Origin of the sequence: Tranquillimonas alkanivorans (assembly GCF_900115595.1) — a bacterium.
GTDB classification, from domain to species: domain Bacteria; phylum Pseudomonadota; class Alphaproteobacteria; order Rhodobacterales; family Rhodobacteraceae; genus Tranquillimonas; species Tranquillimonas alkanivorans.
The window spans coordinates 209,305-230,291 of record NZ_FOXA01000001.1 but is presented as its reverse complement, the minus strand read 5'-3'; the positions used below and the strand labels follow the sequence as shown (position 1 = coordinate 230,291).

Here is a 20,987-nt window from a genome sequence, read left to right as displayed (position 1 = left end):
GCCTGCGGGGCTCCCCCTGCGGATATTTCGGGACCGAAGATGGTGCGGGGACGGGACGCACCTGCTGGCGTGTTCTCGAGCGGAGGTGATTGGGGAGCGGGACGGGACCCGGCCGAACGCCTGGCCGGGCGGCGCGGCGCCTGGGCCGAGCGTCTGAAGCGGGCCGCTGACGGGTTTTCGTGGCGCGTCAGAACGCCTTCCGGGCCTTCAGGGCGGCGGTGATGGTGCCGTCGTCGAGGTAGTCGAGCTCGCCGCCGATCGGGACGCCCTGGGCAAGCGAGGTCACGCGCACGCCGGTGCCGTCGAGCTGGTCGGCGATGTAATGCGCCGTGGTCTGGCCGTCGATCGTGGCGTTGAGGGCGAGGATGACTTCGCTCACCTCCTCGGCCGCCACGCGGTCGCGGAGCTGCGGGATGCGCAGGTCCTCGGGCCCGACGTTGTCGAGCGCCGAGAGCGTGCCGCCGAGCACGTGGTAGCGGCCGCGGAACACCTGCGACCGCTCCATCGCCCAGAGGTCCGAGACGTCCTCGACCACGCAGATTTCGCCGATGGCGCGCTTCTCGCTGCTGCAGATGTCGCAGATGTCCGAGGTCGAGATGTTGCCGCAGTTGAGGCATTCACGCGCCGTTTCGGCCACGGCGCGCATCGCTTCGGCGAGCGGCGTGAGCTGGACGTCGCGCTTCTTGATCAGGTGCAGCACGGCGCGGCGGGCCGACCGGGGGCCGAGCCCCGGCAACTTCGCCATCAGGCCGATGAGCGTCTCGATTTCGCGTGGGGAGTCGGCCAAGCGCGCCTCAGAATGGCAGGTTCATGCCGGCGGGCAGGCCGAGTTCCTGCGTCAGCTTCTGCATCTCTTCCTGGCTTTTCGCCTGGGCTTTCTGCTGCGCGTCCTTGATCGCGGCAAGGATCAAATCCTCGACGACTTCCTTTTCGTCGGGGTTGAAGATCGACGGGTCGATGTCGAGCGCGGTCAGCTCGCCCTTGGCCGTGGCGGTCGCCTTGACGAGGCCGGTGCCGGATTCGCCGGTGACGGTCATGGTCTCGAGCCGCTCCTGCAGCTCGCCCATCTTGCCCTGCATCTCCTGCGCGGCCTTCATCATCTTGCCCATGTCGCCCAGGCCGCCCATTCCCTTGAACATCTCGTCTCTCCTTGCAGGCGGCGCGTGCGGCCGCGTGTGGGTGTCGCGTCGGGGACACAGATTGCAGCGCGGGCGGCGATCTTCAAGGGCGGGTGACGTGTGGGGGAGGCGGCGGTCGGGCGGAAGCGTCGCCATTCGCGCGGACGCGGGAACCTTTCACCGCCGGCGCAGGCGGGGGAAAGGTGCGGGTGCGGCAGGAAGTATCCGCTTTCGCGGGTAGGACACGGGGCGGTCAGTCCTCTTCGAACGGGTCCCACTCGTCCTCGACCTCGGGGAGGGCCTCGACGGCGGCTTCGGCGGTGATTTCCTCGACGCTGCGGATCTCGGTGATGCGGGCCTTGGGGAAGGCGGCGAGGGCGGCCCGGACCAGCGGGTGCCTCTCGGCCTCGGCCTTGCGGGCCATGTCCTCGGCGTCGCGGGTTTCGGCGATGGTGGGCTTGCCGCCGCTGCCCACGACGCTGACGCCCCAGCGCACGCCGGTCCAGGCCTGAAGCCGCTGGGCCAGGCGCGCTGCGAGGTCGCGGGGGGCGTCCTCGGTCGGCTCGAACTCTATGCGGCCGGGGGCGTAGGCGGCGAGGCGGACGCAGGTCTCGACCTCGATCAGGAGCTTGGCGTCGCGGTTGGCGCGGATCAGCTCGACCACCTGCTCGAAGCTGGCGTAGCGGGCGAGCGAGGTCTCGGGCGCGCGGGCGAGCGCCGTGGTCGCGCCGGAGGGGCCGGGGGCGTGGGTCATGCGCTGGGGCGCGTGCACCGGGGCGCTGCCCGGCTGCGGGGCGCCGCCGCCACCACCGCCGTTGGGCGGACGCGGCGCGGGAGGCTGGTCCTGCAACTTGCGCACCAGGTCCTCGGGCGCGGGCAGATCGGCGACATGGGTGAGGCGGATGATCGCCATCTCGGCGGCCATCATGGCGTTCGGCGCCTGGCTGACCTCTTCGAGCGACTTGAGCAGCATCTGCCACATGCGGGTGAGGATGCGCATCGGCAGCCTCTCGGCCATCGCAAGGCCGCGGGCGCGCTCGTCGGGGCCGATGGTGGGGTCCTCGGCGGCGTCGGGCGTGATCTTGATGACGCTGATCCAGTGGGTGATCTCGGCCAGGTCGCGCAGCACGGCCATCGGATCGGCGCCGTCGGCATACTGCGCCGAAAGCTCGGTCAGCGCGCCGGCGGCGTCCCCGGCCATCACCATGTCGAACAGGTCGAGCACCCGGCCGCGGTCGGCCAGCCCCAGCATCGCGCGCACCTGGTCAGCCGTCGTCTCGCCCGCGCCGTGGCTGATCGCTTGGTCGAGGAGCGAGGTCGCGTCGCGCGCCGAGCCTTCGGCGGCGCGGGTAATCAGCGCGAGCGCGTCGTCGGTGATCTCGGCGGTCTCGGCGTCGGCGATGCGGCGCAGGAGCTTCAGCATCACCTCGGGCTCGATCCGGCGCAGGTCGAAGCGCTGGCAGCGCGAGAGAACCGTGACCGGGACCTTGCGGATCTCGGTCGTGGCGAAAATGAACTTCACGTGGGCGGGCGGTTCCTCGAGCGTCTTGAGGAGCGCGTTGAACGCGCTCGTCGAGAGCATGTGGACCTCGTCGATGATGTAGATCTTGTAGCGCGCCGAGGCCGCCCGATAGTGCACGCTGTCGATGATCTCGCGGATGTCGTTGACGCTGGTGTTGGACGCGGCGTCCATTTCCAGCACGTCGACGTGGCGTCCTTCCATGATCGCCTTGCAGTGCTCGCACACGCCGCAGGGTTCGGTGGTCGGGCCGCCGTTCCCGTCCGGGCCGACGCAGTTCATGCCCTTCGCGATGATGCGGGCCGTGGTAGTCTTACCCGTCCCGCGGATGCCCGTCATGATGAAGGCCTGCGCGATCCGGTCGGCGGCGAAGGCGTTCTTCAGCGTGCGTACCATCGCGTCCTGCCCGACGAGGTCGGCGAACGTTTCGGGCCGGTACTTGCGGGCGAGCACCTGGTAGGGGCGGGGGGTGTCGGTCATGCGTGGTCCTGGAGATCGGGCGCGGCCAATCTAGGGGGCCGGGGCGGCTTCGTCCACCGGCTCAGAGGCTCCAGAGCACCACGCCGGTCAACACGATCCCGAGGGCGAGCAGTGCGGTCAGCACCGCGAAGTTGCGCGGCGGCTGGGCGTTGGCGTCGTGGGCGTGCAGGCGGCGGTGTGTTTCCTCAGCGCGCCGCCACGAGAAGAAGGCGGTGAAGAGCGCGGCGGCGAGAAACACCGTCGCGACCGCCTTGGCCGGCCAGTCGGGCTGGATCGAGCGGAACACGGCGTGCAGGCCGATGGCGACTACGACCGCGCCGAGCGCGGTGCGCACCCAGCCGGCGAAGGTGCGCTCGTTGGCCAGGAGCGTCCGGTCCTCGGCCCAGTCGGTGCGTTCCTTCGCCAGTTTCTGCTTGCCGTCCATGGCGGCAGGCTAGCAGCGTCGATTCTCGGGGAAAAGGTGAGAGACCGGACACGACCCAGGCGGGACTCGTTACGGCTGCTTCCTTCCGGACCTGACCGGGTTGGCGAGGCGCCTGCCCGCGCCGGCCTCTCGCGGCGAGACATAAGGAGGGCGCGGGCGGCTTGCAACCCCGCGCGCGGCTCATCGGTCCTGCCGTCCCTCTTCGCGGGGAGGGACCGGAGGGGACCCGAGGCGCGCGCGGTCAGGTGGCGGGACGTTCGGCCCAGCCGGCGAAGATCTTTTCCAGCGCCACGACCACGTAGAACAGCACGATGCCCAAAAAGGCGAGCGCGATGAGCACGGCGAACATCAGCGGGTAGTCCGAGTTCGTCTTGCCCGAATCGAACAGCGCGCCCAGCCCGCGGCCATGGGGGCTGACGATTTCCATCAGGTTCGTGCCGATGAAGGCGAGCGTCACGGCCACCTTCAACGCGCCGAAGAACTCGGGCAGCGTCTTGGGCAGGGCGATCTTCCAGAAGATCATCGCCTGGCTCGCGCCGAGCGAGCGCAGGATATCGCGGTATTCGGGCTCGAGCGTGGACAAGCCGATTGAGACCGAGACCGCGATCGGGAAGAACGAGATCATGAAGGCGATGAGTGCCGTGTTGAAGTCGTGCTGGCCGACGAACAACAGCGCGACGATGGGCACCACGGTCGCCTTTGGAATTGCGTTGAAGCCCACGAGCAGGGGATAGAGCGCGTCGCGCATGACGCGCGAGAAGCCCATCACCATGCCGACGAGCACGCCGAACACCACGGCCACGGCCAGCCCGACGACCGTGCGCCACAGCGTCTGCCAGCCCATCACCAGGAACAGCTCCCAGTACCGGATGTAGGCCTGCGGCAGGTCCGAGGGCGCGGCCATCACGTAGTCGGGCCAGCCGTTGGCCTGCACCAGCAGCTCCCACAGGGCGAGGAAGACCAGGACGGCGGCGACGGGGGCGAGGACGGAGCGGCTGAAGAGCGTCTTTTTCAGGCGGTCGGCGCTCAGGCCCGCGATCTGCCGGGGGCGCGTGACGGGGGAGGGGACGTCTGTCATGGCGCGGCTCTCAGTGCATCGCCTGCGCGGCCGAGCCGGGCGGCGTGGCGGTCGCGGGCTCGGGGTCGGCCGGGGCGCGGCCCTGCGCGACCTCGATCTGGTGGCGCAGGATGTTGAGCATCTCGGCGGCCTCGGGCGTGTAAAGGTGGTCGAGGTCGCGCGGGCCGGTGTCGGGAACGGCCATGCGGTACTGCACGGTGGCGGGCCGGCCCGAAAGCACGATCACCTCGTCGGCCAAGAAGATCGATTCGCGCAGGTCGTGGGTGATCAGGACGCTGGTGAACGGCTCTTCCGCACGCAGCTGGTGCATGGTCTGCCACAGGTCTTCGCGCGTGAAGGCGTCGAGCGCGCCGAAGGGTTCGTCAAGGATCAACACGTCGGGCTTGTGGACGAGCGCGCGGCAGAGCGAGGCGCGCTGGCGCATGCCGCCCGACAGCTCGGAGGGGCGCTTGTCCTCGAACCCTTCGAGCCCGACCAGCGCCAGCAGTTCGCGCGCCCGCGCCTCGCGCTGGGCCTTCGTCTGCTTGTTCGGCACGATCTCGAGCGGGAGGATCACGTTCTGCAGGATCGTCCGCCATTCCAGCAGCACCGGGTTCTGGAAAGCCATGCCGACGGTGGCACGGGGCGAGGTCACGCGCGCGCCGTGGAGCCAGACCTCGCCCTCGTCGGGGCGCATGAGGCCGGCGATCAGGCGGGTGAGGGTGGACTTGCCGCAGCCCGAGGGGCCGACGACGGCGCAGAACCCGCCTTCGGGCACCGAGATGTTGAGGTCGTCCAGAACGGGAAGCGGGCCGGTGTCGGTCCGGTAGGCGAGGGTCACGCCCTTGATGTCGATGAGGCCGGTCATGTGGGGTCCAGAGTGCGCGGGCGGGCCGGGAAGAAGGGAGGAGAGAGGTCCCGCCCGCGCGAGGGAATCACTTCAGCATGAGGCTGCCGTCGTCGGGCAGGTATGCGTCGGTGAAATACAGGGCAGCGTCGGGCTCGCCCTGGAACTCGTAGGTTTCCGCGATCTGCTCGAGCGCACGCTCCATCCGGGCCGGGTCGACGCCGCCCATGCCCTCGGCCATGGCCGACTCGGTCAGCACGTTCGCATCGATGGCCAGCTGAAGGCGGCGCTGCTCGAGTTCGGCATCGGCGGCCGGGTTGCGCTCGACCAGCGAGGCGATGGCGCCCTCGGGGTCTGCGATGGCGTCGGCCCAGCCCTTGGCCACGGCGCGGATGAAGCCCTCGACCACGTCGGGGTTCTCCTCGGCGAAGTCGGTGTTCACGATGATCGCGTTGCCGTAGAGGGCCAGCCCGTGATCGGCCATCAGGATGGTCGAGATGTCGTCCTCGGGCACGCCCAGGCGCACGAGGTTGAGGAAGGACGAGAAGGAGAAGCCGGTCACCGCGTCGACCTCGCCCTCGGCCAGCATCGGCTCGCGCGTCGGGAAGCCCACGGGTTCGACCGTGATGGCCTGCAGGTCCAGGTCGTTGGCGCTGGCGAAGGCGGGGAACTGCGCCCAGGCGCCGTCGGGCGGCGGCGCGCCCAGCACCTTGCCCTCGAGGTCGGCGGGCGCCTCGACGCCCAGGCTCTTGCGGCCGACGACGGCGAAGGGCGGCTTGTCATAGACCATCATCACCGCCGTGACGGGCGCGCCGGGGTTCTGGTCGAGAAACTTGATGAGCGAGTTGATGTCGGCGAAGCCGAAGGGGAAGGCGCCGGTCGCTACCTTCGGGATCGCGTCGAGCGAGCCCTGGCCGGCGGCGATCTCGACCTCCAGCCCCTCGTCGGCGAAGTAGCCTTCGTCAACGGCGACGAAGTAGGGAGCGGCGGGCCCCTCGAACTTCCAGTCGAGCGCAAACGGCGTCTGCGTCTGCGCCAGCGCGGCCCCGGTGAGGCTGCCCAGGACAAGGGTCGCGGTGGCGATCGGTCTGAGGAACATTGACGACTCCCGTTGGTCTTTGCGTCGATGATCCACGGCAGGCGCGGCGGTCACCAGAGCAGGGCGCGCCGTGGCTTGGGCCAAGCGCCGCCGTGCCCGCAATGCAGGCAATCGGGGCGCGGCTGCCCGCGGATTGTGCAATTTGGTGATGGTGCGACCGCCGGTGAGGGCGGAGGCAACTCTTCGTCGAAGATTTGCGGGATCGAATGCTCAGCGAGAATCCGGTGGCGTCACCGCGGCGCCCGGAACGGGAGCGGCCGGTCCCGTCGGGACCGGCCGCCAGTTGGTGCTATCCGCGCCGGATCAGAGCTCGATGCGGAAGCGGGCGAAGCCGTCGGGACCCTCGCCGGCGGGCGAGATGACGACGCCGGGCACCTTGTCGGCGTATTCCGCCGCCTTCGGGCCGGTGTCGAACAGCACCGTGGTGCCGGGCATGGACTTGAAGGTCCAGTTACCGTCGGCCTTCGGGTTCACCGTGCCCTGCTCAACGATGTAGCGCACGATAACGTCGCGGTTGGTATCCGGACCTTCGAAGATGACCGTGTCGCCCTTCGCACCGGGGAAGCTGCCGCCGCCCGAGGCGCGGTAGTTGTTGGTGGCAATCACGAACTCCTGGTCGGGCTTCACCGGCATCCCCTCGTATTCGAGGTTCACGATCCGGTTGGCATCGGGGTTCACCACGTTGCCCTCGCGGTCGAACTTCGACGGCTCGCTCAGGTCGATCTGGTAGGTCACGCCGTCGACGACGTCGAAGTTGTAGCTGGGGAAGTCGGGGTTCAGCAGCACGACGTCGTCCGCGCCCTCGGGGACCTGGTTGAACATGCCGGCCGAGCGCTCCAGCCAGTCCTTGAGCTGCGCACCCGTCACCTTCACCGCGCGCACGGTGTTCGGATACAGGTACAGGTCGGCCACGTTCTTGATCGCCACGTCGCCCACCGGCACGTCGGTGTAGTAGTCCGGGCCGCCCCGGCCGCCGGCCTTGAACGGCGCCGCCGCCGACAGGATCGGCAGGCCCTCGTACTCGGTACCCTTCATCATCTGCTCGATGTACCAGCGCTGCGCCTGGCTCACGATCTGCACCGACGGGTCGTCGGCGACGAGTGCGAAGTACGAGTGCAGCGGCGCGTCGGTCTTGCCCACGGCGCGGCGGACATAGGCCAGCGTCTCTTCGTGGACGTCGCGGACCGAATCGAGCACCTCGTCCTCGCTCTCGACCAGCGCGGTGACCGAGCGGTCCTCCTCGCGTTTCGAGATCGGGCGCGTCTCGACCGAGTGGTTCAGGACGCGCCATTCGTTGCCGTCGCGCTCGAGCAGCAGGTCGATGACGCCCAGGTGCGACCCCCAGAAGCCGCCCATGACGGCGGGCGTGCCGCGCAGCGTGGCGTTGGCGAGGTCCACGCCCGCCTGGCTTTCATAGGCCGGCGACGGGAAGACGAGGTGGCTGTGGCCGGTCATGATCGCGTCGAAGCAGTCGACGCCGCCGAGCGCGTTCGAGGCGTTCTCCATCATGTCCTCGGCCTCGGCCGCGCCGATGCCCGAGTGGGACAGGGCGATGACGACGTCCGCGCCCTCTTCCTTCATCTGGGGCACGTAGGCGCGGGCGGTCTCGACGATGTCGCGCGCGGTGACGTTGCCTTCCAGGTGCTTGCGATCCCAGTTCATGATCTGCGGCGGGACGAAACCGATGATGCCCACGCGGATCGGGTGCGTGTTGCCCGCGCCGTCCGTCAGCTCGCGGTCGAGGATGACGTAAGGCTTGATCAGCGTGACGTCCTTGGTCGGGTCTGCGCCCTGCTCCTTGACCACGTTGGCCGAGACGACCGGATAGTTCGCCCCGGCCAGCGACTTGGCCAGGAAGTCGAGGCCGTAGTTGAACTCGTGGTTGCCCAGCGTCGAGGCGTCGAAGCCCAGTGTGTTCATCGCGGTGATGACCGGGTGCATGTCGCCGTCCTTCATGCCCCGCTCGTAGGCGATGTAGTCGCCCATCGGGTTGCCCTGAAGGAAGTCGCCGTTGTCCAGCAGCAGCGAGTTCGTTGCCTCGGACCGGATGTCGGCGATGTGCGCAGCGGTGCGGGCGAGGCCGACCGTGTCGACCGGCTTGTCGGCATAGTAGTCGTAGGGGAAGACGTGGACGTGCAGGTCCGTCGTCTCCATCAGCCGCAGGTGCGCCTGGTTGGCGGCGGCGCGGGCCGAGAAGGGGTGCAGCATCACCAGCGAGGCGCTGGCTGCGGTGGTCGTGAGGAACTGGCGGCGGCTCATGGCCGGGAAGTGTCGCTTGGACATTCGGGTCTCCTGAGAATGACGTCCTGCCGGTAACGGTACTTCATGACATTCCTTCGAGAGTAGCCAAACAAGTGCGGGGGTGTCGCGACGTCAGCGCTCGGCCAAGATGGCATAACAACCTTAGGTTGCAAATGGCGTTGCGGGAGAGTTTACCTCAGTCCCCGACCGTGGCACGGACGCACCAGGTGAAGGAGGCGGCGCATGCGGATCGGCGAAACGGTGACATTCGGCGGCTCGGGACTGGACCGGGCGGCGCACCTGCGCAACCGGCCGGAAGAGCTTGGCCTCATGGCCCGCGATCCCGAGGCAGGCGTCCTGCCGCTCTGGCGCGGCAAGCCGCTGCTGGTCGGCGCGGCCGAGACCGAGGCGCCGGGATGGCTTGCCGCCGACGACGCCGCGCTGGCGGATGCGCCGGACCGGGTGTTCCTGGGACTGGACGAGGGGCGGCCGCGGTTCGCTTGCGACCTTTCGGCGTGGGAGCCCGAAGAGACGCCCGAGACGCTGGGCGCCTTCCACGACCCGTCCGAGCAGCGCCATCCGGCCATGTCCGACACCCACCGCTTCGCCGAGCTGCGCGCCGCGATGACCCGGCTCACGGCGCGGGACGCGGAACTTGTGGCGACGGCGCGCGGAATTCTCGGCTGGCACGCCACGCACCGCTTCTGCGCGCGCTGCGGGCACGAAAGCCATGTCGCCATGGCGGGCTGGCAGCGCCTCTGCCCGGCCTGCGGTGCACACCACTTCCCGCGCACGGACCCGGTGGCGATCATGCTGATCACTCGCGGAAACAGCGTGCTCATCGGCCGGTCGCCCGGCTGGCCCGTGGGGATGTATTCGCTGCTGGCGGGCTTCGTCGAACCCGGAGAGACGATCGAGGCGGCCGTCCGGCGCGAGACGTTCGAGGAGGCGGGCGTGCGCGTGGGGAAGGTGAAATACCTCGCCTGCCAGCCCTGGCCGTTCCCGTCGTCGCTGATGTTCGGCTGCCGGGGCGTGGCGCTTACGGACGAGATCACGCTCGACCCCGCCGAGCTCGAGGATGCGCGCTGGGTCACGCGCGAGGAGATGATGGCGGCCTATGCCGGGGAGGATCCGACGCTGAAACCGGCGCGCCCGGGCGCCATCGCGCATTTCATCATCGCCAACTGGCTTGCGGACCGGTTGGATTGAGGTCAGCGTTCCGGGAAACAGGCGAACGGGCAGACACATGAAGTTTTCCACCCGCACCGATGTCGAGGCGCCGCAGGCCTTCGTCTTCGAGCAACTTTCCGACTTCCGCCGCTTCGAGCAGCAGGCCGAGCGCCGCGGCGCCGAGGTCACGCGCACCCGCGACGCGCAGGGGGCGGGCACGGCATGGAAGGGCGCCTTCGACCTGCGCGGTCACCGGCGCCGGATCGAAATGGAGATCGCCGAGTACGTCGCGCCCGAGCTGATCGTGGCGCGGGGCCGGGTCGAAGGCGTGCAAACCGAACTGCGCGTCGAGCTGGTGCCGCTGTCGGCGAAAAGCACGCGGGTGCTCGTGTCGCTGGACCTGCGACCTTCGACGCTGACGGCGCGGCTGCTGGTGCAGTCGTTGAAGCTGGCCAAGGGCAAACTCGATCGCCGGTTCGAGGAGCGGGTGGCGAAGTACGGCGCCGACATCGCCGGGCGCTACGCCGTCACCGCCTGATCAGCGGCGGCGGGGATCCGCCGGGTAGACTCCGAGGACGCGGATCTCGGATGTGAAGTAGTCGAGTTCGTCCAGCGCAAGCTGCACGTGCCGGTCGTCGGGGTGCCCCTCGATATCGGCATAGAACTGCGTGGCCGAGAAGGACCCGTCGACCATGTAGCTTTCCAGCTTGGTCATGTTCACGCCGTTCGTGGCGAAGCCGCCCATCGCCTTGTAGAGCGCGGCGGGGATGTTGCGCACGCGGAAGACGAACGAGGTGATCATGCCGGCGGTGCCGCGGCGCTTGAAGTCGGCCTCGCGCGACATCAGGAGGAAGCGCGTGGTGTTGCGGTCGTGATCCTCAATATGCCGGGCAAGGATGTCGAGGCCGTAGATCTCGGCCGCCAGGTCCGAGGCCAGCGCCGCCACCGACGGATCGCCGCGCTCGGACACTTCGCGGGCGGCGCGGGCGTTGTCGGGGCTGACCAGCCCGTTGATTCCGTGCTCGCGCAGGAACTCGCCGCATTGCGGCAGCAAGACGAGGTGGCACAGCGCCTCGCGTACGTTCGCCAGCTTCGCGCCACGCACGCCCAGCAGGTTGATGTGCACGCGGACGAAGGCCTCGTCCACGATGTGCAGGCCCGACGAGGGCAGAAGGCGGTGGATGTCAGCGACGCGGCCATAGGTCGAGTTCTCGACCGGCAGCATGGCAAGTTCGGCGTCACCCTTGCGCACGGCCTCGATCACGTCTTCGAAGGTGCGGCAGGGCAGCGCCTCCATGTCCGGTCGTTTCTCGCGGCAGGCCTGGTGGGAATAGGCTCCCGGCTCGCCCTGGAATGCGATGCGTCCCGGCATTCTCCCCCCCTCATGGTGTTGTTCTTGGATCACCCCGCGCAACGGCGGCCGCTGCGGGCGTTTCGTCGCGGGCATATCGCTTGAAAGCCCGGCGCGGAAGCGGATAGATAGCGCCCGACATCCAGACGGGACGCAACGCGACATGTTCGACACAATGACTCTGACCAAGATCGTGGGCGGCTTCTGCGGCACGCTCCTGATCTTTCTCCTCGGCAACTGGGCCGCTGAAGGACTTTACCACGTGAGCGAGGACGGGGGTCATGGCGAAGAGATCGCGCAGGCCTATGTGATCGACACCGGCGAGGAAGAAGGGGCCGAGGAAGTGGTCGAGGTCGACTTCGCGGAGGTGATGGCCGCCGCCGATCCCGGCGCGGGCGAGCGCGTCTTCGGCAAGTGCCGCGCCTGCCATGCCCTTGACGGATCGGACGGCACCGGCCCGCACCTGAACGGCGTAGTCGGCCGCGAGGTCGCGTCGGTCGCCGGCTTCAACTACTCGGGTGCGCTGAGCGACGCGGCCGACGTTTGGACGCCCGAGAACCTGAACGGCTTTCTGGAAAGCCCGCGCGGCTATGCGCCCGGCACCTCGATGGGCTTCGCCGGTCTGCCCAAGCTCGAGGATCGCGCGAACCTGATCGCGTACCTGGCGTCGACCGAGTGATAACGCACCGCTTTCGGCAAGTTGAACAAAAGGCCCGGCACAGCCGGGCCTTTTTCGTTATACGACCCCTGAAGCCGGGCTCCGGACCTTCACGCGGCATCACGGAGTTTCGTCTTGAAACATCGACATGCCCAAAAATAGCTTACCTCGTCGACCGGAGACCCATCGACGTCATCAGTTTACGGAGGATCGACGCATGATCTCATGCCGCACCCGTCGCCGCGCACCCCGTACGCCACGTACGCGTCTGTCGCGGTCGCTGTCCGCCGCCGGCGTGGCCCTGCTGGCGACGAGCGTCGCGGTCCCGGCGCAGGAGGATGCGGACGTCACGGTCAGCCACGGCATCTCGACCTTCGGCGAACTGAAGTACCCGGCGCATTTCACGCATCTCGACTACGTCAATCCGGACGCGCCCAAGGGCGGCGAGATGTCGATCCCGTGGCTGGGCACCTTCGACAGCATGAACCCCTTCACCCGCAAGGGCCGTTCGGGCCTGCTGGCGTCGTCGATCTATGAAGAGATGATGGTGTCGGTCGCGGACGAGATCGGGTCGCTCTACTGCCTGCTGTGCGAGACGGTCGAGTACCCCGAGGATCGATCCTGGGCGATCTTCAACATCCGCGAAGGGGCCGAGTTTTCGGACGGCACGCCGCTCACCGCAGAGGACGTGAAGTTCACCTACGAGCTGTTCCGCGACGAGGGGCTGTTGTCGTTTCGCACCGTGCTCGACGAGTACGTCGAAAGCGTCGAGGTGCTGGGCCCCAAGCGCGTCCGGTACAACTTCAAGGACGGCACACCGCCGCGTGACCGGGTGCAGGTCGCGGCCGGGCTGCCGGTAATGTCGAAGGCCTGGTTCGAGGAGACGGGTGCGGGGCTGGACGAAAGCCGGCTGGATCCCGGCGTTGGCTCGGGGCCCTACGTGCTCGACAGCTACGACATCAACCAGCAGATCGTCTACAGCCGCAATCCCGACTACTGGGGCGCGGACCTGCCGATCAACCGGGGCCGGTCGAACTTCGACACCATCCGGATCGAGTATTTTGGCGACTCCAACGCCGCGCTCGAAGGCTTCAAGGCCGGCGCCTATACGTTCCGGAACGAAAACAGCTCGAAGAACTGGGCGACTTCGTACGACTTTCCCGCGGTCGAGGATGGCACCATCATCAAGGCCGAGCTGCCGGACGGCACCATCGCCACCGGCCAGTCCTACGTGATGAACCTGCGGCGTGAGAAGTTCCAGGACCCGCGTGTGCGCGAGGCGATCGGCCTGATGTTCAACTTCGAGTGGTCGAACGACACGCTGTTCTACGGCATCTACGATCGCATCGACAGCTTCTGGGAGAATTCACCGCTCGAATCCTTGGGCACGCCCACCGAAGCCGAGGTCGCGCTGCTTCAGCCGCTGGTGGACGAGGGACTGCTGGACGAGGCCATATTGGAGGCCGCGCCGACGCCCGCGCCGGAAAGCGGCGAGCGGCAGCTCGACCGCCGCAACCTGCGCCGCGCCTCGAAGCTGCTGGAAGAGGCCGGGTGGATCGTTGGCGACGACGGCGTGCGCCGCAACGAGGCCGGCGAGGTACTGACGGTCGAGATCCTCGAGGACAGCCCGACCTTCGACCGAGTGCACCAGCCCTTCGTGTCGAACCTTCAGGCGCTGGGCATCGACGCGCGCTACAACCGGGTGGACCCGGCGCAGTACACCGACCTGACCCGCAGCCATCAGTTCGACATCATCGTGGACCAGTTCCCCACAGGGTACGAGCCGGGGGCGGGCCTGATGCAGTACTTCGGGTGCGAAGGCGTGGACGACGTCTTCAACTCGCCGGGCCTGTGCGATCCGGCCGTGGACAGCCTGATCGAGACGGTGATGGCGGCCGAGACGCAGGACGAGCTCTACACGGCCGTGATGGCGCTCGACCGCGTGTTGCGGGCCAAGCGGTTCTGGGTGCCGCAGTGGTTCAAGGACGTGCACACCGTGGCCTACTACGACGTCTTCGACCATCCCGAGCCGCTGCCGCCCTACGCGCTCGGCAACCTCGACTTCTGGTGGTACGACGCCGACCGGGCCGCCGAGCTCGAAGCCGCCGGCAAGCTCTGAGGTCCGACTAATGGGAGCATACATCCTCCGGCGAATGCTGCTTGTGATCCCCACGCTGCTGGGGATCATGATCGTCAACTTCGTCCTCACGCAGTTCGTCCCCGGCGGGCCGATCGAACAGGTCCTGGCCCAGATCGAGGGCGAGGGCGATGTGTTCGAAGGCATCGCCGGCACCGGCTCGGAAACCGTGGGTGGGGGCGGCGAAAGCGACTACGCCGGCGCCCGCGGCCTGCCGCCCGAATTCATCGAGCAGCTCGAGCGCGAGTTCGGTTTCGACAAGCCGCCGCTCGAACGCTTCCTGACGATGATGTGGAACTACATCCAGTTCGACTTCGGCGAGAGTTATTTCCGCTCGATCAGCGTCATCGACCTGGTGCTCGAGAAGATGCCGGTGTCGATCACGCTGGGGCTGTGGTCCACCCTCATCGCCTATGTCGTGTCGATCCCGCTGGGTATCCGCAAGGCGGTGCGCGACGGGACCAGCTTCGACACCTGGACGAGTGGCCTGATCATCGTGGCCTACGCCATCCCGGGCTTCCTGTTCGCGATCCTTCTGCTCGTGCTGTTCGCGGGCGGGTCGTACTTCCAGTGGTTCCCGCTGCGGGGCCTGACCTCGGACAACTGGGAGCAGCTTTCGCTGTTCGGCAAGGTCGTGGACTATTTCTGGCACATCGCGCTGCCGGTGGCGGCCTCGACCATCTCGGCCTTCGCGACGCTGACGCTGCTGACCAAGAACTCGTTCCTGGACGAGATCAAGAAGCAGTACGTCGTCACCGCCAAGGCCAAGGGGCTGAAGGAAAGCCGCGTGCTCTATGGCCACGTGTTCCGCAACGCGATGCTAATCGTGATCGCGGGCTTCCCGAGCGTGTTCATCGGCGTGTTCTTCGGCGGCTCGCTGATCATCGAGACCATCTTCTCGCTCGACGGGCTGGGCCGGCTGGGCTTCGAGGCTGCGGTGGCGCGGGATTACCCGGTGATCTTCGGCACGCTGTTCTTCTTCGGCCTCATCGGCCTCGTCGTCGGCATCCTGTCCGACATGATGTACGTCTTCGTCGATCCGCGCATCGACTTCGAGTCGCGGGAGACCTGACATGGCGCATCCCGACTACCGCCCCGAGATCGAGAACGAGCCGGCCGAGCCCACCGAGCCGGGCGTCGCGACCCCGCCGCCCCATCCGGGGCCGGGCGGGCACCTCGCCCCGCCGCCAGTCGATCCGCGCCGCCGGCGGATGTGGCTGTCGCCGCTGAACCAGCGCCGCTGGCGCAACTTCAAGCGCAATCGCCGCGCCCTGTGGAGCCTGTGGCTGTTCGCGATCATCTTCGGGCTGTCGCTGTTCGCCGAGTTCATCGCGAACGACAAGCCGATCCTCGTGAACTACCGCGGCGACTACTACACGCCGATCTTCAACTTCTATCCCGAGACCGAGTTCGGCGGCGATTTCCGGACCGAGGCGGTCTATTCCGACATCGAGGTGCAGTGCCTCATCGTGTCCGGCGGGCTCGAAGACTGCTTCTACGAGCCCGAGGAAGTGCTTGCCGCGGCCGAGACCACGGGCAGCTACGACGGGCAGGCGATCGAGGAGGGCTGGCTGCTCTGGCCGCCGATCCCGTATTCCTACGACACGATCAATGACATCGGCGGCGCCGCCCCGTCCGCACCGGATTCGGCCCACATCCTGGGTACCGACGACACGGCGCGGGACGTGGCGGCGCGGGTGATCTACGGCTTCCGGCTGTCGATCCTGTTCACGCTGATCGTCACGGTGCTGACATCCATCATCGGCATCATTGCCGGGGCGGTGCAGGGCTTCTTCGGGGGCTGGCTGGACCTGATCTTCCAGCGGATCATCGAGATCTGGGTGTCGACGCCGTCCCTCTACATCATCATCATCCTGTTCGCGATCTTGGGCCGAAGTTTCTGGCTTCTGGTGTTCGTCACGGTGCTGTTCGGCTGGCCTGCGCTGGTCGGCGTGGTCCGAGCCGAGTTCCTGCGCGCACGCAACTTCGAATACGTGCGGGCGGCGCGGGCGCTGGGCGTGTCGAACTGGACCATCATGATGCGGCACATGCTGCCAAACGCGATGGTCGCGACCGTCACGCTTCTGCCGTTCATCATCACCGGCACGATCTCGACGCTGGCCTCGCTCGACTTCCTGGGCTTCGGCCTGCCGTCCTCGGCCCCGTCGCTGGGCGAGCTCACGCTTCAGGCCAAGCAGAACCTGCAGGCGCCGTGGCTGGGCTTCACCGCATTCTTCACCTTCGCCATCATGCTGTCGCTCCTCGTCTTCATCTTCGAAGGCGTGCGCGACGCGTTCGACCCGAGAAAGACCTTCCAATGAGCGCCGTTCTCGAAGTGAAAGACCTGACCGTAAGCTTCCGGCAGGACGCGGTCGAGACGCAGGCGGTGCGCGGCGTGTCGTTCGAGGTCGGCAAGGGCGAGACCGTCGCGCTGGTGGGCGAAAGCGGGTCGGGCAAGTCCGTCACCGCACTGTCCACCGTCGACCTGCTGGCCGACAGCGCGAAGCTCTCGGGCTCCATCACCTTCCAAGGGCAGGAGATGGTGGGCGCGTCCGAGGCGCTTCTGCGCAAGGTGCGCGGCAACAAGATCAGCTTCATCTTCCAGGAGCCGATGACATCGCTCAACCCGCTCCACACGCTGGAAAAGCAGCTGGGCGAGACACTCCTGCTGCACCAGGGGCTGACGGGGCCGCAGGCGAAGGCGCGCATCCTCGAACTTCTGGACCAGGTCGGCATTCAGGACCCGGAGAGCCGGCTGAGTTCGTATCCGCACCAGCTGTCCGGCGGCCAGCGCCAGCGCGTGATGATCGCCATGGCGCTGGCGAACGAGCCCGACCTTCTGGTGGCGGATGAGCCGACGACCGCGCTCGACGTGACGATCCAGGCGCAGATCCTCGAATTGCTCGCGGACCTCAAGCGCAAGCTCGGCATGTCGATGCTGTTCATCACCCACGACCTCGGCATCGTGAAGGCCTTCGCCGACCGGGTCTGCGTGATGAAGAGCGGCGAAATCGTCGAGCGCGGTGACACGCGCGAGATCTTCGCCGCCCCGCAGCACCCTTACACCAAGATGCTGCTGAACGCGCAATCGACCGGCGTCCCCGACCCGGTCGAGCAGGACGCGCCCGAGATCGTGCGGACCGAGGATTTGCGCATCTGGTTCCCGATCCAGCGCGGCCTGCTGCGCCGGACAGTGGGCTTCGTGAAGGCGGTCAATTCGGCCTCCCTGTCGGTCCGGGCGGGCGAGACGGTGGGCATCGTGGGCGAGTCCGGGTCGGGCAAGACTACGCTGGCGCTGGCGATCATGCGCCTGATCTCGTCCGACGGCCGGGTGGTGTTCCTGGGCGATGACATCCAGGGCTGGAAGTCGCGCCAGCTGCGGCCGCTACGCTCGGCCATGCAGATCGTGTTCCAGGACCCTTATGGCTCGCTCTCGCCGCGCATGACGGTCGAGGAGATCATCTCCGAGGGACTATCGGTCCACGGCGTCGAGAAGGGCCGCGACAAGCGCGAGATGGTGGCCGAGATTATGGCCGAGGTCGGGCTGGACCCGGCGACCATGCACCGCTATCCGCACGAATTCTCGGGCGGGCAGCGCCAGCGCATCGCCATCGCCCGCGCCATGATCCTGCGGCCTAAGCTGGTGGTGCTGGACGAGCCGACCTCGGCGCTGGACATGACGGTGCAGGTGCAGATCGTGAAGCTGCTGCGCGACCTGCAGAAGAAGTACCAGCTGGCGTATCTCTTCATCAGCCACGACCTGAAGGTCGTGCGCGCGCTGAGCCACAAGGTCATGGTGATGAAGCGCGGCGATGTGGTCGAGGAGGGGTCGGCGGACGAGGTCTTCGACGCCCCGCGCACCGAGTACACTCGGACCCTGATGGCGGCGGCCTTCGATCTGAAAGCGGCGGGCGACGCGGCCTGAGGGCCGCCCGCCCACCGATTTTTCGCCGAAAAATCGGACGTGCGAATTTTCGACGAAAATTCGCTGCCGGTGACGCGCGTTACGGCAGAACCTTGCCGGGGTTCATGATGTCCTGCGGGTCGAGCGCCGCCTTGATCTGACCCATCACCTTGAGCGCTGTCGCGTCCTTGCGTCGCTGCATCGACGGCTTTTTGGCCAGTCCCACACCGTGCTCGGCCGAGAAGCTGCCGCGCAGTTCCGTCACCACGTCCTCGACGATCTCCATGATCCGGTCCTGATGCGCCGGGTCGTCCTGGCCCGGCCAGACGACATAGTGAATGTTGCCGTCGCCCAGGTGCGCCACCGTCAAATCCTGCGCCTCCGCGTCGATCTCGGCGATCCGCGCCGTGGCCTCGCTCAGGAACGTCGCCACCTTGTCGAGCGGCACCGCCACGTCAGTAATCACCAGCGGACGCCTGACCACCGACAGTTCAGCCGCCCGCTCGCGCCGCTCCCACATCTCGCGCCGCTGCGCCTCGTTCTGGGCCACGACGGCGTCGAGCACGGTGCCGGCCTCAACCATCTCCATCAACGTGTCCTGCAACATCGCGACCACCGGCACCGTGCCGTCTTCGCCCGGCGTCGCGTCGCGCGGCGAAGTGGCGCCGATTTCGACCATCACGTTGATGTCGTGCGTCTGCTCGAACGGCGGCCGCGCGCCCTCGACGTGCTCCAGGTGCGTCTCGATATAGAACCCTGGCATGTACTCGAACGCCTCGACCGCGCCGCCCGAGACCTCTTGCAGGCGGTTCAGCAGTACCAGAGCCTCGTCCAGCGACGGCAGCGCGACCATTGCCGTGGCATAGGCGCGGGGCTTCGGGGCGAGCTTGAGGACCGCGGCGGTGATGATGCCAAGCGTGCCTTCCGCCCCGATGAACAGGTCGCGCAGGTCGTAGCCCGAGTTGTCCTTGTGCAGTTCGCTCATCAGGTCGAGCACTTCGCCCGAGGGCAGCACGACCTCGATCCCCAGCGTCAGTGCGCGGGTGTTGCCATAGCGCAGGACGTTCGAGCCGCCGGCGTTCGTCGAGAGCACGCCGCCGATCCGGGCTGAGCCGCGCGCGCCGAAGGTGAGGGGGAAGATCAGCCCCTCGGCATCGGCGGCGTCGTGCATCTGAGACAGGATCACTCCGGCCTCGACGATCGCGGTGCGGGCCTTGGGCCGAATCTCGCGGATGGCCGTCATCCGGTCGAGCGTCAGGAGCAGCTGGTCGGGGGCCTGCGCGCCGCCGTTCAGCCCCGTGTTCCCTGCTATGGGCACGACCGGTGTGCCGGTGTCCGAGGCGATCTTCATGATCGCGCTGACCTCGGCGGTGGAGGCAGGGCGCAGCACGGCCATCGGCTGCGCCTCGTACTTGCCGGTCCAGTCCCGCGCGTATGCGGCGCAGTCGTTCCCCGTCAGCACGTACTTCTCGCCGATCGCGTCGCGCAGTCTGTCCAGCAGGTCCATGTCTCTCTCCCTTTCGTCGCGCGTGTTCTGGTATACCAGCGGGAGAGATTCCAGAGGAATCCTCAGTCCACGATGCGCCCGATCAACTGCTGCACGCGTGGGCCGAGCGCTTCGACGATCAGCTTCACGCCTTCGGCGTTCGGATGAATGCCGTCGGCCTGCATGTAGTCGCGCATTGCGCCCTGTCGGTCGTCCATCTCTTCCAGCGGAGCGAGAAAGCTTTCGACGTAGACGGAGCCATAGGTTTTCGCGAGCTCGGGATACATCGCGTCGAACGCCTGCTTGTAGTCCGGCCCGTAATTGCCGGGCGCGGTGAGGCCGATCAGCATCGTCGGTACGTCCTTCGCCTGCGCGACCTGCAGTAGGCCATCCAGATTCCCGCGGCTGACCGACGGATCGATGCCGCGCAGCAGGTCGTTGCCGCCAAGCGCGACGATCAGGCCGTCCACGTCGGGTGTCAGGGTCCAGTCCACGCGCGACAGTCCGCCGGCGGTGGTGTCGCCCGAAACCCCGGCGTTGACGATGTCCACGTCCTCGCCGTGCTCTTCCAGCCAGCCTTCGAGCTGCGGAACGAACCCCTGCTCCTGCGGCAGCCCGTACCCTTGCGTCAGTGAGTCGCCGAGCGCGGCGAGGGTCACCGTCTCGGCCGCGGCGGGGGATGCGGCGACGAGCCCCGCCACCGCAAGGTTGCGGAGGATGCGGATCGCCCCATATCCCGTGGACGTGAATTGCAGGGGACGCGCCATGACCGACACGATCCTGTCCCTCAGGGACGCCCGGCTTTCGCTCGACGGCAACGCGGGGCGGGTCGAGATCCTGAAGGGGATCACGCTCCAGGTGGCGCGGGGCGAAACGCTGGGGCTGACGGGTCCGAGCGGGTCTGGCAAATCGTCTCTCCTGATGCTGATGGGCGGCCTGGACCGCGCCACGGGCGGCGATGTCGACGTTTTGGGCCACGACCTGACTGCGATGGGCGAGGACGCGCTGGCCCGGTTCCGAAGGGACCATATGGGCGTGGTGTTCCAGTCCTTCCACCTTATTCCCACCATGACCGCGCTCGAGAACGTGGCGACGCCGCTTGAACTGGCCGGACACCGCGACGCCTTCGACCGCGCATCGGAAGAGCTGGAGGCGGTCGGGCTGGACCACCGGCGCGACCATTACCCGGCGCAGCTCTCGGGAGGCGAGCAGCAGCGCGTGGCGCTGGCCCGCGCGGCGGCGACACGGCCCGAGATCCTGCTGGCGGACGAGCCGACCGGCAACCTGGACGGCACGACCGGACAGGCGATCATGGACCTGCTGTTCGGGCTGCGCGACCGGCACGGGGCGACGCTGATCCTGGTGACCCACGCGCCCGAACTGGCAGAACGCTGCGACCGGGTTATCCGTCTCGAAGACGGGCGCATCGCCGCGCCCGACGTCGCGCGGGCGGCGGCGGAATGAGCCGGGCAGTCGTGTGCATCGCGGGAGCGCCG

At 67.7% G+C, this 20,987-nt stretch carries 19 protein-coding genes and 1 other RNA gene; 8 read left to right on the top strand and 12 right to left on the bottom strand.

Annotated elements, in window-relative coordinates; genetic code table 11:
- Positions 1 to 187 precede the first annotated feature (187 nt).
- The 9 genes from recR to BM162_RS01075 all read right to left on the bottom strand — a co-directional run bounded on the left by recR (position 188) and on the right by BM162_RS01075 (position 8,827).
- Positions 188 to 787, bottom strand: a complete 600-nt coding sequence (recR, locus tag BM162_RS01115) for a recombination mediator RecR (protein ID WP_093416564.1) — start codon at positions 785 to 787, stop codon at positions 188 to 190.
- 7 nt (positions 788 to 794) lie between these two features.
- Positions 795 to 1,139 (bottom strand): YbaB/EbfC family nucleoid-associated protein, encoded by a 345-nt coding sequence (locus BM162_RS01110; RefSeq protein ID WP_093416561.1) that lies wholly within the window; start codon positions 1,137 to 1,139, stop codon positions 795 to 797.
- 232 nt (positions 1,140 to 1,371) lie between these two features.
- Complete coding sequence (locus BM162_RS01105; RefSeq protein ID WP_093416559.1) at positions 1,372 to 3,117, bottom strand: DNA polymerase III subunit gamma/tau; 1,746 nt, start codon at positions 3,115 to 3,117, stop codon at positions 1,372 to 1,374.
- A gap of 61 nt (positions 3,118 to 3,178) precedes the next feature.
- A complete protein-coding gene (locus BM162_RS01100; RefSeq protein ID WP_093416557.1) occupies positions 3,179 to 3,541 on the bottom strand; it encodes a YidH family protein in 363 nt (120 codons plus the stop codon).
- Positions 3,542 to 3,575: 34 nt separating this feature from the next.
- An RNA gene (ffs, locus tag BM162_RS01095) (signal recognition particle sRNA small type) lies at positions 3,576 to 3,673 on the bottom strand.
- A gap of 109 nt (positions 3,674 to 3,782) precedes the next feature.
- Positions 3,783 to 4,619, bottom strand: coding sequence for an ABC transporter permease (locus BM162_RS01090; RefSeq protein WP_093416554.1), 837 nt, complete (start codon positions 4,617 to 4,619; stop codon positions 3,783 to 3,785).
- Positions 4,620 to 4,629: 10 nt separating this feature from the next.
- Complete coding sequence (locus tag BM162_RS01085) at positions 4,630 to 5,466, bottom strand: ABC transporter ATP-binding protein (protein ID WP_093416552.1); 837 nt, start codon at positions 5,464 to 5,466, stop codon at positions 4,630 to 4,632.
- Positions 5,467 to 5,533: 67 nt separating this feature from the next.
- Positions 5,534 to 6,544: an ABC transporter substrate-binding protein gene (locus BM162_RS01080; protein WP_093416549.1), complete on the bottom strand. Its 1,011-nt coding sequence runs from the start codon at positions 6,542 to 6,544 to the stop codon at positions 5,534 to 5,536.
- Between the two features lie 303 nt (positions 6,545 to 6,847).
- Entirely contained in the window at positions 6,848 to 8,827 is a 1,980-nt protein-coding gene (locus BM162_RS01075; protein WP_245759138.1) for a bifunctional 2',3'-cyclic-nucleotide 2'-phosphodiesterase/3'-nucleotidase, read from the bottom strand.
- Between the two features lie 201 nt (positions 8,828 to 9,028).
- On the opposite strand from BM162_RS01075, the gene nudC reads away from it, so the two are divergent.
- Positions 9,029 to 9,994 (top strand): NAD(+) diphosphatase, encoded by a 966-nt coding sequence (nudC, locus tag BM162_RS01070; protein ID WP_093416547.1) that lies wholly within the window; start codon positions 9,029 to 9,031, stop codon positions 9,992 to 9,994.
- A 37-nt stretch (positions 9,995 to 10,031) separates the two neighbouring features.
- Positions 10,032 to 10,493 (top strand): SRPBCC family protein, encoded by a 462-nt coding sequence (locus tag BM162_RS01065; RefSeq protein ID WP_093416544.1) that lies wholly within the window; start codon positions 10,032 to 10,034, stop codon positions 10,491 to 10,493.
- On the opposite strand, the gene BM162_RS01060 is transcribed toward BM162_RS01065, so the two are convergent.
- Entirely contained in the window at positions 10,494 to 11,327 is an 834-nt protein-coding gene (locus tag BM162_RS01060) for a prephenate dehydratase (protein WP_093416542.1), read from the bottom strand. It abuts the gene before it with no gap.
- 142 nt (positions 11,328 to 11,469) lie between these two features.
- Here BM162_RS01060 and BM162_RS01055 point away from each other — a divergent pair, with 142 nt between their 5' ends.
- From BM162_RS01055 to BM162_RS01035, 5 genes are all read left to right on the top strand, one after another.
- On the top strand, positions 11,470 to 11,985 hold the full coding sequence (locus BM162_RS01055; protein WP_093416539.1) for a c-type cytochrome: 516 nt from the start codon (positions 11,470 to 11,472) through the stop codon (positions 11,983 to 11,985).
- Positions 11,986 to 12,181: 196 nt separating this feature from the next.
- Positions 12,182 to 14,083 carry an extracellular solute-binding protein gene (locus BM162_RS01050; protein WP_093416537.1) on the top strand — a complete coding sequence of 634 codons (1,902 nt, stop codon included), beginning with the start codon at positions 12,182 to 12,184 and terminating at the stop codon, positions 14,081 to 14,083.
- Positions 14,084 to 14,093: 10 nt separating this feature from the next.
- Positions 14,094 to 15,173, top strand: coding sequence for a microcin C ABC transporter permease YejB (locus BM162_RS01045; protein ID WP_093416534.1), 1,080 nt, complete (start codon positions 14,094 to 14,096; stop codon positions 15,171 to 15,173).
- A 139-nt stretch (positions 15,174 to 15,312) separates the two neighbouring features.
- On the top strand, positions 15,313 to 16,422 hold the full coding sequence (locus BM162_RS01040) for an ABC transporter permease (protein WP_093417728.1): 1,110 nt from the start codon (positions 15,313 to 15,315) through the stop codon (positions 16,420 to 16,422).
- The gene (locus tag BM162_RS01035) at positions 16,419 to 18,026 is read left to right on the top strand and encodes an ABC transporter ATP-binding protein (RefSeq protein WP_093416532.1); all 1,608 of its coding nucleotides are present in this window, start codon (positions 16,419 to 16,421) and stop codon (positions 18,024 to 18,026) included. Before BM162_RS01040 ends, BM162_RS01035 begins: the two co-directional genes overlap by 4 nt.
- Positions 18,027 to 18,105: 79 nt before the next feature.
- On the opposite strand, the gene BM162_RS01030 is transcribed toward BM162_RS01035, so the two are convergent.
- Both BM162_RS01030 and BM162_RS01025 read right to left on the bottom strand, forming a co-directional pair.
- Positions 18,106 to 19,512: an FAD-binding oxidoreductase gene (locus BM162_RS01030; protein ID WP_093416529.1), complete on the bottom strand. Its 1,407-nt coding sequence runs from the start codon at positions 19,510 to 19,512 to the stop codon at positions 18,106 to 18,108.
- Positions 19,513 to 19,574: 62 nt separating this feature from the next.
- Positions 19,575 to 20,258, bottom strand: coding sequence for an arylesterase (locus BM162_RS01025; protein WP_093416527.1), 684 nt, complete (start codon positions 20,256 to 20,258; stop codon positions 19,575 to 19,577).
- Here BM162_RS01025 and BM162_RS01020 point away from each other — a divergent pair.
- Complete coding sequence (locus tag BM162_RS01020) at positions 20,257 to 20,955, top strand: ABC transporter ATP-binding protein (protein WP_093416524.1); 699 nt, start codon at positions 20,257 to 20,259, stop codon at positions 20,953 to 20,955. The genes BM162_RS01025 and BM162_RS01020 overlap by 2 nt on opposite strands.
- Positions 20,956 to 20,987 lie beyond the last annotated feature (32 nt).

What these genes read in the sequence shown, in the direction of transcription:
- BM162_RS01045 (WP_093416534.1), top strand. Translation starts at nt 14,094, where the DNA reads ATGGGAGCATACATCCTCCGGCGAATGCTGCTTGTGATCCCCACGCTG.
- BM162_RS01080 (WP_093416549.1), bottom strand. Translation starts at nt 6,544, where the DNA reads ATGTTCCTCAGACCGATCGCCACCGCGACCCTTGTCCTGGGCAGCCTC.
- BM162_RS01050 (WP_093416537.1), top strand. Translation starts at nt 12,182, where the DNA reads ATGATCTCATGCCGCACCCGTCGCCGCGCACCCCGTACGCCACGTACG.
- BM162_RS01060 (WP_093416542.1), bottom strand. Translation starts at nt 11,327, where the DNA reads ATGCCGGGACGCATCGCATTCCAGGGCGAGCCGGGAGCCTATTCCCAC.
- BM162_RS01105 (WP_093416559.1), bottom strand. Translation starts at nt 3,117, where the DNA reads ATGACCGACACCCCCCGCCCCTACCAGGTGCTCGCCCGCAAGTACCGG.
- BM162_RS01020 (WP_093416524.1), top strand. Translation starts at nt 20,257, where the DNA reads ATGACCGACACGATCCTGTCCCTCAGGGACGCCCGGCTTTCGCTCGAC.
- BM162_RS01055 (WP_093416539.1), top strand. Translation starts at nt 11,470, where the DNA reads ATGTTCGACACAATGACTCTGACCAAGATCGTGGGCGGCTTCTGCGGC.
- nudC (WP_093416547.1), top strand. Translation starts at nt 9,029, where the DNA reads ATGCGGATCGGCGAAACGGTGACATTCGGCGGCTCGGGACTGGACCGG.
- BM162_RS01075 (WP_245759138.1), bottom strand. Translation starts at nt 8,827, where the DNA reads ATGTCCAAGCGACACTTCCCGGCCATGAGCCGCCGCCAGTTCCTCACG.
- BM162_RS01025 (WP_093416527.1), bottom strand. Translation starts at nt 20,258, where the DNA reads ATGGCGCGTCCCCTGCAATTCACGTCCACGGGATATGGGGCGATCCGC.
- BM162_RS01110 (WP_093416561.1), bottom strand. Translation starts at nt 1,139, where the DNA reads ATGTTCAAGGGAATGGGCGGCCTGGGCGACATGGGCAAGATGATGAAG.
- BM162_RS01040 (WP_093417728.1), top strand. Translation starts at nt 15,313, where the DNA reads ATGTGGCTGTCGCCGCTGAACCAGCGCCGCTGGCGCAACTTCAAGCGC.
- BM162_RS01100 (WP_093416557.1), bottom strand. Translation starts at nt 3,541, where the DNA reads ATGGACGGCAAGCAGAAACTGGCGAAGGAACGCACCGACTGGGCCGAG.
- BM162_RS01030 (WP_093416529.1), bottom strand. Translation starts at nt 19,512, where the DNA reads ATGGACCTGCTGGACAGACTGCGCGACGCGATCGGCGAGAAGTACGTG.
- BM162_RS01035 (WP_093416532.1), top strand. Translation starts at nt 16,419, where the DNA reads ATGAGCGCCGTTCTCGAAGTGAAAGACCTGACCGTAAGCTTCCGGCAG.
- BM162_RS01085 (WP_093416552.1), bottom strand. Translation starts at nt 5,466, where the DNA reads ATGACCGGCCTCATCGACATCAAGGGCGTGACCCTCGCCTACCGGACC.
- BM162_RS01065 (WP_093416544.1), top strand. Translation starts at nt 10,032, where the DNA reads ATGAAGTTTTCCACCCGCACCGATGTCGAGGCGCCGCAGGCCTTCGTC.
- BM162_RS01090 (WP_093416554.1), bottom strand. Translation starts at nt 4,619, where the DNA reads ATGACAGACGTCCCCTCCCCCGTCACGCGCCCCCGGCAGATCGCGGGC.